This is a genomic window from Hoyosella levis (assembly GCF_026008515.1).
Taxonomy (GTDB): domain Bacteria; phylum Actinomycetota; class Actinomycetes; order Mycobacteriales; family Mycobacteriaceae; genus Lolliginicoccus; species Lolliginicoccus levis.
In genome coordinates this window covers 239763-255066 of sequence record NZ_BQYM01000001.1, presented here as the reverse complement: position 1 = coordinate 255066, position 15304 = coordinate 239763, and the positions used below count along the sequence as shown (strand labels likewise).

Below are 15304 nucleotides of genomic sequence, written 5' to 3'. Positions count from 1 at the left end.
CGCCCCGGCCGCCGTCGTCAAGCCTCTGGGATCAGAGGGTGCGGGCGAGCGCGTCAGCGAGCAGTGACGCGAACCTCGCCGGGTCGGTCAGCTCGCCACCCTCGGCGAGCAATGCCATCCCGTAGATCAGCTCCGCCGTCGGCTTCAGCGCCTCGGCGTCGGTGCCGCCTGACTGCTTGGCGCGCAGGGCTTCCACGAGCGGGTGGGTGGGATTGAGCTCGAGGGTCCGCTTGACCGTCGGCACTTCCTGCCCGGACGCGCGGTAGAGCTTCTCGAGGGTAGGAGTGATGTCGAAGTCCTCCCCGACCAGGCACGCGGGCGAGCTGGTGAGCCGGTGGGAGAGCCGCACGTCCTTCACCGAGTCGCTCAGAGCTTCCTTCAGCGAGGCGAGCAGCTCGGCGAACTCCTTGTCCTGCTCCTCGTTCTTCTCCTTGTCCTCGTCCGTGTCGAGGTCGATATCGCCCTTGGCGATGGAGCGGAACTGCTTGCCGTTGTACTCGTGCACCGAATCGACCCACATCTCGTCGACCGGATCGGTGAGGATGAGCACCTCGAGCCCCTTGGCCTTGAACGCCTCCATATGGGGGGAGTTCTCCACGAGCTGCCGGGACTCGCCAGTCATGTAGTAGATGTGCTCCTGGCCCTCCTGCATGCGCTCGACGTATCCGGCAAGGGTGGTCCAGGGCTCGTCGTCGTTGCCGACGGTGTGGGTGGAGACGAAGGACGAGATCTCGAGCAGGGTCTCGCGGTTGTCGAAGTCGAACAGCAGGCCTTCCTTGATGACGCGGCCGAACTCGCCCCAGAAGGCGCGGTACTTGTCGGCGCTGTTGGCCTGCAGGTCCTTGATGGTGGACAGGACCTTCTTGACGAGGCGCTTCTGGATGCGGCCGATCTGCCGGTCCTTCTGCAGGATCTCGCGGGAGACGTTGAGCGACAGGTCCTGCGCATCGACGACACCCTTGACGAACCGCAGGTACTCCGGCATCAGCTCCTCGCAGTTGTCCATGATGAACACGCGCTTGACGTAGAGCTGCACGCCGCGCTTGTGGTCGCGGGCGAACATGTCATGCGGGGCATGGGTCGGCAGGAACAGCAGCGCCTGGTACTCGAACGTGCCCTCGGCCCGCATCGAGATCACCTCGAGGGGCTCGTCCCAGGCATGCCCGATGTGCCGATAGAACTCGGTGTACTCCTCGTCGGTGACCTCGCTCTTGGGGCGCGCCCACAGGGCCTTGCGCGAGTTGAGGGTCACCGTCTCGGTGGTGGTCTCGCCGTCGACGGTGGATTCCTGCTCCATGCGGATGGGCCATGCGATGAAGTCGGAGTACCGCTTGACGATCTCCCGGATCTTCCACTCGGTGGTGTAGTCGTAGAGGTGATCCTCGTCGTCGGAATCCTTGAGATGCAGGGTGATCGCGGTGCCCTGCGGCGCCTCGGGAAACTCCTCGATGGTGTAGGTCCCGGTGCCCTCGGACTCCCATCGCGTGCCAGTGGCCTCGCCCGCCTTGCGGGTGACCATGGTGACCTTGTCGGCCACCATGAAGGTGGAGTAGAAGCCGACGCCGAACTGGCCGATCAGCTCGCTGGGGGCCTCGCCGCCATCGGCCTTGCGTGCCTCGGCGAGGGCGCGGCGCAGCTCGGCGGTGCCGGACTTGGCGAGCGTGCCGATCAAGCCCACGACCTCGTCGCGGGTCATGCCGATGCCGTTGTCGCGCACGGTGAGGGTGCGGGCATCCTTGTCCGCATCGATCTCGATGTGCAGGTCGTCGGTGTCGACCACGAGGTCCTTGTTCCGGAACGCCTCGATCCGGAGCTTGTCGAGCGCGTCGGAGGCATTCGAGATCAGCTCGCGCAGGAACGTGTCCTTGTTCGAGTACACCGAGTGGATCAGCAGCTCGAGCAGCTGTCGTGCCTCGGCCTGGAACTCGCGCTCCTCAACCTGGGTGCTCACCAATCATTCCTTTCGTTTCATGCTTGGACGGTCACGGGAACGCAGGCATTTTACTCCGCGATCGGTTCGAACAGCGTGATGGTGTATGCCATCTCGTCATCGAGGGCGTTCTTGCTGCTGTCGATCTCCACCGAGACAGGGAAGCCACGCTCGGCATCGAACGTGACCTCCACGGAATCAGCGGTCGCGATGACCTCCTCCAGGGAGTCGAGCAGCACATCGATGGTCGTGTCGCGCGGGTGGATGCTCCACCGCTCGTCCCAGGGCGGATCGATCACCGTCGCGGTATCGCCCTCCACGGTGATGGTGCGCGGCGCGATCATCTCGGCAGGGCAATAGCACGACGTGGACAAGGTGTATTGATAGTTGTCCGGGCGCCGCTCGGCCCACAGTGCCCGCGCCTGCTCGATCGTGGTGGGCTCGCCAGGAGGCGTTGACGCGTCCGCCTGCGCCTCGCTGTCCTCGGGGGAGCCGCACGAGGCAGCGATCAGGGTGGCGGCGACCACGCTGGCCGCGAGCGGGACGGCGGTCATCGGGATGCGCATGGTGCCCCAGGGTAGCCCAGCGATCCAGCTCGATCGGCCAGCGTGTTGCCTGCCTTGGGGCTACCAGGGGCGGGAGAACGTGACGTCACCAACAAACAGGTGGCAGATGATGATGGGGCCGAAGAACGGCAGGCTCGACTCCTCGCAGTACGGCAGAAGAGTCAGGTGCGCGGGGGTGGGCTCGGGCAGCAGATCGCGGGGGGACTGGGCCTGCGCGACGGGCGCGGCGAGCAGCGCCGACGACGCGAGAGCGGTTCCTGCGGCGATCGTGGCAATACGGCGTGCGACGGACATGACTGCCTCCATCAAGGTGTGTGGCGCTGGTCACATAAGCATGGCACACTGCCGGGCCCGCGTCGCGCGGAGCCCGGGCAGTTCTTGGCCGCCACCGGGCCCGGCGCTGCCGCCGGTCACTGCGGCGCCGCGACCATCCGATCCACCTGCCATCCGCCCTCGCCATCGAGCACGAGGCGATGCGTGTGATGCTGATCGACCGTGCTGCGGTGCGCCACGCTCACCACGATCGTCTCCGGCACTTCCGATCGCACGAGCTCATACAGCGAGAACTCCAGGCCCTCGTCGATCGCGGAGGTCGATTCGTCGAGAAAGACCACCGCCGGCCGGATCAGCAGTACCCGAGCGAAGCCGAGCCGTTGCTGCTCGCCCGGCGAGAGCACGGCCGACCAGTCGGCCTCGTCCTCGATCCGCTCAGCGAGATGGCCGAGATGCACCGCGCGCAGCACCGCGCGGATCCGCTCGTCGTCGATGCCTCCCGGATCCGCGGGATAGGCCACCGCGGAACGCAGGTCACCGAGGGGGAGGTAGGGCACCTGCGAGAGGAACAATGTCTGCTCGCCCTCGGGGCGGCGCACCTCGCCCGTGGCGAACGGCCAGATCCGGGCCAGCGCCCGTAGCAACGTGGTCTTGCCCGCGCCCGAGGGTCCCTTGATCACAAGGGCATCACCAGGCTCGAGATCCAGGTCGAGGCCTTCGATGAGGGTACGTCCATCCGGGGTCGAGACACTGACTCCGCGCACCGCGAGCACCGAGCCCGTCGCGCTCGCCGCGAGCCGCGGAAGCTCCCGCGATCGATCGTTGGCCATCCGCAGCCCATCGAGCCGGATCAGCGATGCCCGGTAGTCGGCAAAGATGTCATAAGCCTCACGGAAGAACGACAGCGAGTCATGGATCTCGCCGAACGCCCGCGCGGTCTGGGTCAGGTCGCCCAGCGTGATCTGCCCGGAGAAGAACCGCGGGGCCTGGATCACGATGGGAAAGATCACGGCCGTCTGGTTGACGGTCAGGTTCCAGCCATCGAACTTCAGCGTCCGGAAGACGATGTCCCAGTAGTTGCGGATCACCGCGGCGAACCGGGCGAGCAGCCCGCGCCGCTCCACCCCCTCGCCCCGGTAGAACGCCACGTTCTCGGCGGTATCGCGCAAGCGCACCAGCGAATAACGGAAGTTCGCCGAGAGCCGCTCGTTGATGAAGTTCAGCCGGATCAGCGGGCGGCCGATCCAGAACGCCACCACCGTCGTGACCAGCACATAGCCGAGCACCAGGAACATCATCGCCCGCGGGATGGTCACCCCGAGGATCGTCAGCGGCCCCGAGAGATCCCACAGGATCATCGTGAACGACACCACCGTCACCATCGACCCGATCGCCCCGATGGCGAGGGATCGCGAGGTCTGCACGAGCGCGGTGATGTCCTGCTGGATGCGCTGGTCCGGGTTGTCGATCGTGCGATCGACGAACCGGTTGCGATAGTAGGCGCCCCCCTCGAGCCAATGATCGATGGTGTGCTTGTTGAGCCACAACCGCCACCGGATATCGAACGCCTGGCCGATGTAGAAGTTGAGCAGTACCCGCACGACGTGGATCGTCGCGAGCACTCCGAACACGATGATCGAGTCCCAGAAGGCCTCGATCGCCGCATCGAGGCCTGCCTGGTCGCCACCGGCGAGCGCCGAGCCCGCGTTCTGCAGCGCGGTGTAGAGGTCATTGCCCTGGTAGGAGAACAGCACGGCCATGCGGACGCCGAAGACCATCATCAGGAGAAGCAGGGCCACGAACGGCAGGGTGCGGCGGGCTTCCCGGCCCGAGAAGTATGGGCCCGTGATCCGCCAGAACTGTCGGCCCCAGCGCGTGTAGCGAGCGAGCAGGAACGCCGCGATGCCAAAGGCCACCGACGAGATGGCGAACGCACGCAGGATCCAGATGATGCTGGTGACGAGCTCCTGGCCCCAATCGATACCCGATGCACCAACCATGCGCGAGCGCTCCCATTCCACCGCAGGATGAACCGGCGGTGAACACTACCGAGATCCGTGCAAAACCGGCGCCGAATTGACGGTTCGGCTCGCGTGCCGCCTCCCTCGCCAAGCAGTGCGCAGTCCATCAACGATGCAGGTGGGAGTGGGTGCGGCAAGTGCCGCGAAGCGACGCGAAAAAGGTCGCTGCGAAGGGGCGATTTTCGCCGCATCTTCTTGCATACTTGAGCGCATGATCCAGCCCTTCGTGCCGGTGGCCGATCCGCGGCCGACTGACACACCCTGGCCCACCATGCAGTGGCCCATCCCGGCAGGCACCACCCTCGCCGGAACGACTGTCTCGCTCAGTCCGCTCGACCCCGACACCGATGCCGAGGCGCTGTTCACGTGCCTCGACCACGATCAGGTCTGGGCGTTCGTGCCCGTCCAGCGGCCCCGCAGCGCCTCCGACCTCCACGCGCTGTTCTCCGCGCGCCGCACACTGTCCAACTGGCAGCAATGGACGGTGCGGCTCGCTCGCGAGTACAAGGGCCTGCCCGCGGGCTCCATCATCGGCACGACGTCCTACACCAACGTCTCGCCCGCCGACGCACGGCTCGAGATCGGTGGCACCTTCTACACGCCACAGATCTGGGGAAGCATCGTCAACCCGGAATGCAAGCTGCTGCTGATGCGGCTCGCGTTCGAGGCGCTCAACGTCGGGCGCGCCGAGATCCGCACCGACACCCGCAACACGCGCTCGCAGCTCGCCATCACCCGCCTCGGCGCGGTCTACGAGGGCACCCAGCGCCGCTATGCCCGCCGCCCCGACGGCACCGTCCGCGATACCGTGCTGTTCTCCATCATCGCCGAGGAATGGGCAACCGTGGAGCACAACCTCACCGAGCGCATCGCCCGCTCGCTCGCGAAGGAGCAGCTGGGCTCTCTCGCGCAGGACGGCAGGACGACGTGCTCGACGCCGCGGGTGGCCAGCGCCTAGGCGTTTGCCTGGACCTGTGTGTGGCTGACTGATTCGATGTCGGTAGCGGAGATCTCGACGAGGCTGTGAGCGATATCCTGCAAGGCTCGCGCGACAGCAAGCTCATCGCCGATCTTGGGCACGTCCGGATCAACCGGATTGCGCCGAGCCTCGCCGGTGGCGGTCAGCCGCAGCTCGCCGTTGGCGTGCAACCTGGCCTCGGCCCGGGTCTGGCTGCCACGCTCGTCGATCTTGATGTCGATCCACCATCGCTTGTCCTGCATGATTCCTCCTCGGATCGGTGCCGGACCCGCTCCATCTCCCACCCTGCGCCGATGGTGTGCGATTGTCTATAGGCACCGGGCTCCAAAACGGTGCGAGCATGGTTGGCCGGCGCCCACACGCCGCTAGGGGTGCGTGCTCGCCGCGAGAGTGCGATAAACGTCAGGTTTCCGCGCTGAGAGTGTCGTTCTTCGCACTCTCGCGGGGCGCGATCGGAGGAGGAACATCGATGATGGTGCTGGCCGCGGGTGAGAGCCCCGCATACCTGGGACCAGTGGTGGCGCTGCTCGTCGCCGCGGGGCTCGTGGGGTATGTGTCGATCCGCCTGCGCATCGTCCCCATCGTGGGCTTCCTGCTCGCCGGGGTGCTGATCGGCCCGCACCAGCTCGGGCTGGTCGACAACACCGAGACAGTGGAGGCCGCCGCCGACATCGGCGTGATGCTGCTGCTGTTCACCATCGGCGTGGAGTTCTCCCTGGGGCGGCTCGCCGAGATCAAGACGCTGGTCCTCGTCGGCGGCGGCCTGCAGGTGCTCCTGACAACCGGCATCACCGCGGCCCTGGTCATGGCGTTCGGCGGCGACTGGAACACTGCGTTGTTCACCGGCATGCTCGTGGCGCTGTCCTCCACCGCGATCGTGCTCAAGGTCCTCGCCGCCACCGGGCGCTCCACCCAGGCAGTGGGTCGATCCGCGCTAGGCGTGCTGATCTTCCAGGATCTCGCGGTGGTGCTCATGGTGCTCGTCGTCCCGCTGCTCGGCGCGGGCACCAACGAGGACGGCGGCAGCGCGCTCGGTGAGCTAGCGACCGCGCTCGGAACGGCTGCCCTCGTGCTCGTGCTGGTGCTGGTGATCGCGCGGAAGATCATGCCGCCCCTGCTCGAGCGAGTAGCCCGCACCTGCTCGCCCGAGGTGTTCCTGCTGACCGTCGTCGCGCTCGGGCTCGGCACCGCCTACCTGACCTCGCTGGCCGGGGTGAGCGTGGCGCTCGGCGCGTTCCTCGCGGGCCTGGTGGTCAGCGAGTCCCGGCACAGCGCGCACGCCCTCGGGGAGATCCTGCCGCTGCAGATCCTCTTCAGCGCGGTGTTCTTTGTATCCATCGGAATGCTGCTCGACCTCGGGGTGCTGCTGAGCCTGTGGTGGCTGGTCCTGGTGCTCGCGATCGCGGTGATCGTCATCAAGCTCATCGGCACCTACATCGCGCTGCGCGCCGTGCGTGTCGCGGCACCCTCGGCGCTCGCTGGCGCGTTCCTCCTCGCGCAGATCGGCGAGTTCTCCTTCGTCCTGCAACGCTCCGGCAGCGCGGCCGGGCTCGAGCCAGCGGGCCTCGGCGCGGATGGCGAGCAAGTCCTCATCGCGGTCACCGTGGCGCTCATGGTGATCACGCCGCTGCTCTCCACCGCGGGCGAACGGCTCGGCGCGCTGCTGCAGGCCCGGGCGCCGCGCGTAAAAGCACCAAGTGACGACGGGCTCGCGCGGGGCGGCCTCGCACGCGACGGCCTCGCGCATGGCGGGCGGGCGCTGATCCTCGGCTGGGGCCCCGTGGCTGCCGAGATCGCGGCCACCCTTGCCGCACGGCGCATCCCGGTCACCGTGACCACCCTCGGCCCGGACCTCGCCGAGCAGGCCGAGTCCGCCGGGCACCACGTGGTGCGGGGCGATCCGCATCGCCACACCGTGCTCGAGGAAGCCGGCCTCGATGCTGCCTGCCTGGTGGTGATCTGCGAGAACTCCAGCAGCGAGACCGGGCACCTCGCGACCGTCATCCGGCAGTTCGCGCCCGCCGCCGCGATCGTGCTGCGGCCCACCGATGCCGCCAACGCGAGGGAACTAGTACCCACCGGCGCGGACCGCATCATCGACACGCCCCGCGCGGCCGCAGCACCACTCGCCGCGGCGATCCTCGACCGCATGGGCATCACCGAGCCCATTGGTGGGTATCCCGACCCGACGATTCCTCTCGCCTTCGAGCCCGATCCCGCGACTCCCTGCCACCACACCAGCACCATCGCGCCAGTGCTGGCCTCGAGCGCGGGCTGCCTCGAATGCCTCCGGCTCGGCGAGCGTGACTGGGTGCACCTGCGCACCTGCCTTGCGTGCGGCCACGTCGGATGCTGCGACTCCTCGCCCGGCAAGCACGCCGCCGCGCACGCCGAGCAGCAGGACCACCCCATCGCGGCATCCGCCGAGCCCGGGGAGCAGTGGGCGTGGTGCTACCTCGACCAGACCGAGGTCACGCGCGCCCCGTGAGTGTGCGCGGGCGCCGCCTGCGAGAGTGCGATAAACGTCAGGTTTCCGCGCTGGAGGTGTCGTTTTGTGCACACTCGCTAGCGCTGGGGCCCGCACTCTCGCGGCCGGTGCCAGCGCCAGCCCCAGCGCCAGACCGCCTACGCAAGAGCCACGCTCCGCGTGCGGCGCAGCACGGCCTGGGCATCGCGGCCAGCAGGCGCGTGGTCGATGTGGGCGCGGGCGTGCTGCTCGTCGAGCTCCACGGTCATCACGCCGTTGTCGAACCACGGCCCGTGCGGGATCGTCCAGTCCATGCCCACATCGTCGACGCGGGCGCGACGGGCGACGCCATGCAGGGCCGCGGCGGTGAATCGCGAGCCGAGCATCTTCTTCGCCCACCGCACGCCGCGCGGCAGCGGATTGCGGAATGGCGACATCGTCAGCTGATGGATCGCGGTGGGCACCTCGGGATGATCGTCGAGCGTGGCGGTGGCGATGTAGGACGAGTGCACATCGCCGGAGAGCCATAGCACCGAGACCGGTGGGCGCGAACTGGTGGCTGCCTCGATGACGAGGTCGACCATGGCGAGGAAGGACCCCCGGAACGCGCCCCAGTGCTCGAGGTCGATCCTCCGGCGCAGCTTCTCGCCGCGATCCACCCAGCGCCGGCCCCATTGCCCGTCGCACACGGCCTCGTTCCAGCCCTCGAGCTGGTGGATTCCGGGCAGCATCAGCACGGGGAGCGAGGTGCCGATCAGGATGTGGCGGGCATCGGAGCCGAGTACTTGCTCGCGCGTCCACTGCCATTCGGCGTCGTCGATCAGTCGCCGCCGACCGGGCTCGAGGGATCGGGAGCAGCGTGTGTCGAGCATGAGCAGGCGCGCGGGGCCGATGTCGCGCACGAAGCTCCACCGCATTGTCGCCGGCTCGTTGTCCGCCCGCCGTGCCATGTCATCAAGGATCCGCGCGCGCTCCTCGGCGGTGGGGGCATCGAGCACGGCCCGCAGCACCGCATCCTCGTCGAGCTGCGCGGGGGAGAGGTTGCCGAGGTGCTGGTACACCCAGTAGGAGGACAGCGCGCCAGTGACGAGATCGTCCCACCCGGGCTGGGCGCTGGCCTCCTCGCGCCAGGACTGCGAGGTGTTCCAGTCGTCGCGCAGGTCGTGGTCGTCGAGGATCATGCAGGTGGCAACGGTGGAGAGCAGCCAGCGCACATCGGGCTGCGACCAGGCCGCCTCGTACAGCGCGGCATAGTCATCGAAGGTGCTGGCCCGCGGGAGGCCGTCCTCGCCCCGGGGCAGGGAGTCCGCGAGCGACTGCGGCGGCAGGTCGGCATATACCTGGTCGCCGAGCAGGCACAGCGCGTCGGGCCATTCCTCGTCGGGGGTGTCGCGCATGCGCCGGGCCAGCGCGACCAGGGCGTCCGGGCCGAGCGCCTTGATGCTGGCGGGATCATGCCCGCCGGTGCGGTAGCAGGAGCCGAACACGATCCTCACGGGCCGCGCAGTCCGATCACTGGGCGTCGTGCTCGGCAGGGTCCGGATGGTGCTGGGCGCCTCCTCGATCTGCTCGGGCCACACCGCGCTCTCGTCGAGCTGCACCCAGTAGGGATGCGCTCGGCCCGGAGCGAGTCCAGTGAGCCGTACGAGCGCGTAGTGGCGACCATGCACGGTCCACGTGGGCTCGGAGCATTCCTGCCCGTCGCACAGCACCGTGACCGTGCACGCCGCGCTGGCTTGAACCCAGATCGTCGCCTCGGTCGTGTTGACGTAGCGCACGATCGGACCGAGGACGATGCTCGCGGAACCCGCATTTGCTGATGTCACGTCTTCTATTGTGGCGTAACGCTCCCGCGCTGGCCTGTGGCATGGCTGAGCGTGGCATGAGGATTCACGCCGGGGCTATTGCTAGGGTGGCTGCTCGTGATGACGGTGAGCATGGACGGATCTTGCTTGAGGAACCCTGGTGGCGCGATCGGCTGGGCGTGGGTGAACCACACCGGCGATCGATCGTCGGGTGGCGCGTCGTCGGGGACGAACCAGATCGCGGAGCTGATGGCGCTGCTCGAGGCGATCCGCTCGCACCCCGGGCCGGATCCGCTGCTCGTGGAGTCGGACTCGCAGTACGCGATCAAGTGCGTGTCGGTGTGGCTCGCGGGCTGGAAGCGCAACGGCTGGCGCACCTCGGCGGGCTCGCCAGTGAAGAACGCCGAGCTGATCCGATCCATCGATGCTGCGATCACCGACCGGGAGGGCCCGGTGCGGTTCCAGTGGGTGCGCGGGCACGCGGGCAACGAGTTCAATGAGATCGCCGATGAGCTCGCGGGCACCGCTGCGCGCGCGGCAGCGGGAAAGTCCTAGGGTCGCTAAGCAGACGTGTTGTAGTCGAACACCTGGTCCCACCGCTCGTCGAGGCGTCGCTTCGCGGCGTCGAGCGGGATCGCGGCCAGCCGACCGTCGCGGTCCTCGACGAGATTGAGCTCGCGGAGCTTGCGCAGGCCATCGCGCACCTCGAAATCGAACCGCACGTTCCATCGCTTGGCGAACCAGCCCTCGATGCGCTGGTCCAGCTCCTTGGACGTGAGTGGCTCAGGTGCTGCCCGGAGGAAGTGATAGGCGAGGATAGCCTCCTTGGCCTCGGCCTCCTCGGCGATATCGAGCAGATGGTGGAAGACTCCGACCTCGTTGTCGAGGTTGCGGAAGTACAGGTTCTCCGACAGCGTGCTCATGAATTGGATCTTGCGATTCTTGAACTTGTTGAACTGGCGCACCAGGTAGCCACCGAACGCCGCGAGCCCGGCACCGATCGTCACCAGCGCGGCCTGGTCAAGCTCCACCGCCTGATCCCGGAAGCCCAGCCAGAATGCGATGAGCAGCAGCAGCACACCCAGCGAGGCAATCAGCTTCGTCACCACCACGATGATCCCGGAGATCACCGCGGGCACGCCGATCAGCAGCTTGTCGATGGGGCGCATCGCTACCCGGACGTTCGGGAAGAGCATCTCGAGGTCGTGGCGCGGAACGTTCTCGAACAGCTTCACCATCGTGGTGCCGGGGGTGAACGGCAGGTCCTCGATGTCACGATCGGCGAAATGCTCGACATCGCGGAACGTCACGTAGACCAGTACCTTCGCATAGCTGCGGAACGCGATCGTGCGACGTCGCAGCCCGAAGAAGGACTTGACCTCCCGCTCCCGCTCGAAGCTGCCGCGCCGGAAGAACATCGCGGTATCGATATCGCCCCGATCGACCTCGAGGCGCACCTTGATCAGCGATTCCTCCTCGAACGCCCGCTTCATCTCCTCTTCCGTCACGCGGGTGAAGTTGGCCCGCTCGGCGAGCTCGATGAGCTCCTCCTCGAGGGACTCCTGCGCGCGGACACGGTCCTGCCAGGCGGGCTCGGCGATGCGCTTGAGATCAGGCGGCGGGTCGAGGACGTGGTAGGAATCCTTGATCCGCTCGATGCGCGCATGGAAACGGTGGTGCAGCACGCTCGCTAGGATCGTCGCGAGCTCCCGGAATGACTCGCGCTCCTGCTCGGGCAACTCGTCGGCGCACATGGTGATCACCGCCGTCTTGCGGAACGGGATGAAATTCTCGAGCTCCGCGCCCGCTCGCTCTCCTTGCGATCGCGCTGGGTCGGATGCTTCCGGGTTGTCTTTCTGGACCACGATGACGCTCCCTCTGCCTGTCCTCGTCCGCCCCCGGCACGTCGCGCGGAGACAAAATCTGGCCGATTCCGACACCTCCAGCCTAGCCGCAGGGCCCCGGGCGGCGACCATTGCTGGTCATGCCCGGGGCCCTAGCGATCCTGGTGCAACGGTGGCGCTGGATCAGGAGGAACGGATCAGCACCCGCCGCTTCCCGAGGGGATGCAGGGCTCGGGCTCGGGCTCGGGCTCTGGTTCGGGATCCGGACCTGGCTCGCCCGTCGCGGTCACCTCGGCATCAACGAGGTAGCCATAGTGCTGGGTGCCCGGTGAGTTGCGCGGATCCCCGGTGAAGCCGTAGCTCGCCGCGCGTGCCTGCGCGTCAGCCCGCACCAGGTCAATGATCTGTGCCGGCGACAGGCCATCGCACGGTCCAGCCACTCCGCCACTTCCATGGCACAGCGCCACCACGCCTGCCACATGCGGCGCGGCCATCGACGTGCCCGAGAGGACTCGCGTGCCTCCGCCGAGCCTCGTGGAGGCGATGCATGCTCCCGGTGCTGCCACCACATGCGCCTTATCGATAGTGGAGACCGCATAGTTCGAGAACGTCGCGGGAGAGTCATCGGACTCGGAGAGATCGCACGATGGCCGCCCTCCATTGCCACCGGGAGCACCGTCGCTATCGGCCATGGCGGTGACGGTCAGGACCTCGGGATACGCCGCGGGAACCGAGCTGCCAAAGCCTGTGTCCTCGTTGCCCGCCGCCGCGACATACGTGATTCCTTGATCCGTGGAGCGGCAGATCGCGAGGTGCAGGGCATCATTGTTCGAGTTTCCGCAGTTGTTGTCATTGCTGCCCTCGCCCGAGAGCGAGAGGTTGGCGACCTTGATGCCGAGCGTGGCCGCGTTCGCGGTGATCCAGTCGATGCCACAGATCACCTGGGAGAACGATCCGACGCCATCCTGGTCGAGCACCTTGACCGAGAACAATGTCGTGCCGGGCGCGACGCCGATGGTGCCGCTGCCATTGTTTCGCGCGCCAATCGTGCCCGCTACGTGAGTGCCGTGCCCGTTCGCGTCCTGGGACGTGCCACCCGACGTGGTGCAATCCACCCCCGCCACCGACGTCAGGTCGGGATGCGCGAGATCGATGCCCGAGTCCACGACCGCGACGCCGACGGTGCTCGCCGGCATTGCCGCCGTGCTCGAGGCCGCCTCGATCCGCCGGGCGCCAGTGGGCACCGAGTCCCCGGGAACGATGGGCTCGCTCGCGGGGACGGCACGGACTTCCCGGTCGGGTGCAACGAATGCCACATCCGGATCCTTCGCCAGGCGATCGCGCACCGCCTCGGGCATGCGCGCCGAGAATCCGTCGAACACGCGGTTGAAGCGTCGCTCTGCTGCTATCCCGTGCTCGCGCTCGAGATCGACGGTCTTCGACTGCGACCGGACCCCGCCCTCGTACACCACGATGTACGACTCGGCGGCCGGAGTCGCGCCCGGCGGTGGGCCGTCCGGTGGCTGGGCGATGGACGGGCCACCCGCCGCCACCAAGCCAGCGGCCAGTACCCCGGCCGAGATCGCGCCCAACAATGGTCGACGCATGTGCAAGACCCTCCAGTCACCCGAGAAGACAAACGGCTATACCGGACGGATCGTATGTGTGCGGATCGTGCCGCGGCGTCCATCCGCGCGGCCCGACACGGCATCGTGACCACACCTTGAGTGGATCTTTACTGGGCGCGGCGGGGCTGGCCTGGAGAGGTGTGGCGTGCCGGTGGGAGGCGCCGGATCCGCCGTATCCGTCGCGAGTGTGCGAAAAGCGACAGCTTTCCGCGCTGGAGGTGTCGTATTTCGCACTATCGCGCCGTCGCGGCCAGCCCGCGGATCACCGAACGCGGTAGCTGCCGTCCTCCTGCGCGATGCGGATCGTTGCGCCGCGGGGCGCGCCGCAGGCCCGGTCGCAGCCCGCCCAGTGCTCGGCGCCCGCTGGTTCCAGGCCGCCCGCGAGCTCGCCGTCGGCGACCGCTTGCCGTACATCAGCGTGCACATCGGTGCGGGATGACGCGCATCCCGGCTGGCCGGTGCAGGCACTCGTGCGTGCCCAGGGCGATTCAGCGTCGAACACCAGGCCCATGGGCGCGAGGACGCGCACCACTTGCTCGGCGCGCCAGTCATCAAGACCGGTGAGGACGATGCCGCGCCACGGCGTGACCAGCAGGGGCCGCTCGATCGCTTCGAGGAACTCGGCGAGGCGGGTGCCCAGCCGCCCGAGGGGAACGGCCGCGCCGAGGGCGACATCACCATCTTCCTGCGCGAACCAGCCGATTGGGGGCTGGGGGCGCTCGCTCGGATGCACGGGCCCGGGGGATAGGTCCGGCTGGAGCCCGGCCTCGCTCAGCAGCCGGTCGCGCGCGGGGGCCGGCATGTCGCGGATCCGCCAAGCGCCCTCGGCGAGGTGGAGGAACGCGCGGGCGAGGGAATGAACTGCCTCGACGGCTTTATCGTGGGCGACTCTCACGCGGGTGTCCTCGCCGTGGAGAAGCAGCGCGGAGGTGGTCTCGTCGTAGGCCATGACGGTGATGTCGGCGTCGAGAGCAGCGACGTCGCCGCGGCCGTCATCGAAGGCCACGAGGAAACGGCCGGGAAGCTCCGCGAGGCGGGCATCGGAGCGCAGCAGCTCGTCCCACGTGGCGACGAGTGGACGGGAGTCGGTGAACCCGCCGATGAGGCCGCTGAGGGGCGAGGCGAGGATGTTGCGGACGCGGTCGTGCTCATCGGAAGGCAGCAGTCCGGCATCGCGCAGGAGGGCGGCCGCGGAGCTGGCTTCATTCTCGTCGAGACCACGGACCTGGATATTTCCGCGCGCCGTCAGCTCGAGGATGCCGTTGCCCAGCTCGTTCGCCATGCGCGCGAGCGTGCCCATCTGCTCGGCACTGATCGCCCCGCCCGGCAGCCGGATACGGGCGAGCCCGCCGTCGGCAGCGGCGTGCAGGCGCAGCGCGCCGGGGCAGCGGTCAGGGGGCGTGGTGCTCACCTGTCCCAGGATAGGCGTGCCCGCGCTAGCGGAGGCGCGCGTGCAGGTTGTCGCGCACGCGCGGCCGGTCCTCGGCGGTGATGGCGGGGCCCGAGCCGCGCGAAGGCGGAGCGGGACCGGGCGCTATCTGCTTGCCAATGTCACGCCCAGGCCAGGCGTGTCGCGGCGTGTCGGGTGACAATCACCAGCAGATCCTGGAGAGCAAGCGCGGCGGTGATCCGCATGGCTCATCGTTCACGCGCCGCGGACGGAATGGCTCACCCGTCAACGCGGCGATCGACGTTCCCGATGTCCCCAGGGAACGGCATCGAGCGCGCCGGTGGCGGGCCGTCACTTCGTCGGCGCTTCGGGGTAGCATGCGGGGCGTCCACCGGCTTGGG

General features: G+C 68.0%; 11 protein-coding genes and 2 pseudogenes. 4 read left to right on the top strand and 9 right to left on the bottom strand.

Features of this window, described 5'->3' with window-relative positions:
* Positions 1-31 precede the first annotated feature (31 nt).
* From htpG to QC765_RS01170, 4 genes are all read right to left on the bottom strand, one after another.
* The gene (htpG, locus tag QC765_RS01185) at positions 32-1951 is read right to left on the bottom strand and encodes a molecular chaperone HtpG (protein WP_278312584.1); all 1920 of its coding nucleotides are present in this window, start codon (positions 1949-1951) and stop codon (positions 32-34) included.
* A gap of 50 nt (positions 1952-2001) precedes the next feature.
* Positions 2002-2496, bottom strand: a complete 495-nt coding sequence (locus QC765_RS01180; RefSeq protein WP_278312583.1) for a DUF6174 domain-containing protein — start codon at positions 2494-2496, stop codon at positions 2002-2004.
* A gap of 60 nt (positions 2497-2556) precedes the next feature.
* Positions 2557-2790, bottom strand: coding sequence for a hypothetical protein (locus QC765_RS01175; RefSeq protein WP_278312582.1), 234 nt, complete (start codon positions 2788-2790; stop codon positions 2557-2559).
* A gap of 116 nt (positions 2791-2906) precedes the next feature.
* Complete coding sequence (locus QC765_RS01170; RefSeq protein WP_278312581.1) at positions 2907-4769, bottom strand: ABC transporter ATP-binding protein/permease; 1863 nt, start codon at positions 4767-4769, stop codon at positions 2907-2909.
* A 232-nt stretch (positions 4770-5001) separates the two neighbouring features.
* Here QC765_RS01170 and QC765_RS01165 point away from each other — a divergent pair, with 232 nt between their 5' ends.
* Complete coding sequence (locus QC765_RS01165) at positions 5002-5748, top strand: GNAT family N-acetyltransferase (protein WP_278312580.1); 747 nt, start codon at positions 5002-5004, stop codon at positions 5746-5748.
* Here QC765_RS01165 and QC765_RS01160 read toward each other — a convergent pair.
* Positions 5745-6011, bottom strand: coding sequence for a DUF1876 domain-containing protein (locus QC765_RS01160; RefSeq protein WP_278312579.1), 267 nt, complete (start codon positions 6009-6011; stop codon positions 5745-5747). The genes QC765_RS01165 and QC765_RS01160 overlap by 4 nt on opposite strands.
* Positions 6012-6109: 98 nt before the next feature.
* Between QC765_RS01160 and QC765_RS01155 the strand changes: the two are divergent.
* Together QC765_RS01155 and QC765_RS01150 are read left to right on the top strand one after the other, a co-directional pair.
* A pseudogene (locus tag QC765_RS01155) lies at positions 6110-7855 on the top strand (cation:proton antiporter); the annotation flags it as partial.
* 159 nt (positions 7856-8014) lie between these two features.
* Positions 8015-8257: a UBP-type zinc finger domain-containing protein gene (locus QC765_RS01150; RefSeq protein ID WP_278312773.1), complete on the top strand. Its 243-nt coding sequence runs from the start codon at positions 8015-8017 to the stop codon at positions 8255-8257.
* A 137-nt stretch (positions 8258-8394) separates the two neighbouring features.
* Here QC765_RS01150 and QC765_RS01145 read toward each other — a convergent pair whose 3' ends face one another.
* Positions 8395-10062, bottom strand: coding sequence for a DUF7800 domain-containing protein (locus QC765_RS01145; RefSeq protein WP_278312578.1), 1668 nt, complete (start codon positions 10060-10062; stop codon positions 8395-8397).
* 96 nt (positions 10063-10158) lie between these two features.
* On the opposite strand from QC765_RS01145, the pseudogene QC765_RS01140 reads away from it, so the two are divergent.
* Positions 10159-10584, top strand: a pseudogene (locus tag QC765_RS01140) (ribonuclease H family protein); the annotation flags it as partial.
* Positions 10585-10601: 17 nt separating this feature from the next.
* Here QC765_RS01140 and QC765_RS01135 read toward each other — a convergent pair.
* The 3 genes from QC765_RS01135 to cobG form a co-directional block, all read right to left on the bottom strand.
* Complete coding sequence (locus QC765_RS01135; protein WP_278312577.1) at positions 10602-11906, bottom strand: TMEM143 family protein; 1305 nt, start codon at positions 11904-11906, stop codon at positions 10602-10604.
* 176 nt (positions 11907-12082) lie between these two features.
* A complete protein-coding gene (locus QC765_RS01130) occupies positions 12083-13492 on the bottom strand; it encodes a S8 family serine peptidase (RefSeq protein WP_278312576.1) in 1410 nt (469 codons plus the stop codon).
* Between the two features lie 283 nt (positions 13493-13775).
* Positions 13776-14924 carry a precorrin-3B synthase gene (gene cobG / locus QC765_RS01125; protein WP_278312575.1) on the bottom strand — a complete coding sequence of 383 codons (1149 nt, stop codon included), beginning with the start codon at positions 14922-14924 and terminating at the stop codon, positions 13776-13778.
* Positions 14925-15304: the final 380 nt, after the last annotated feature.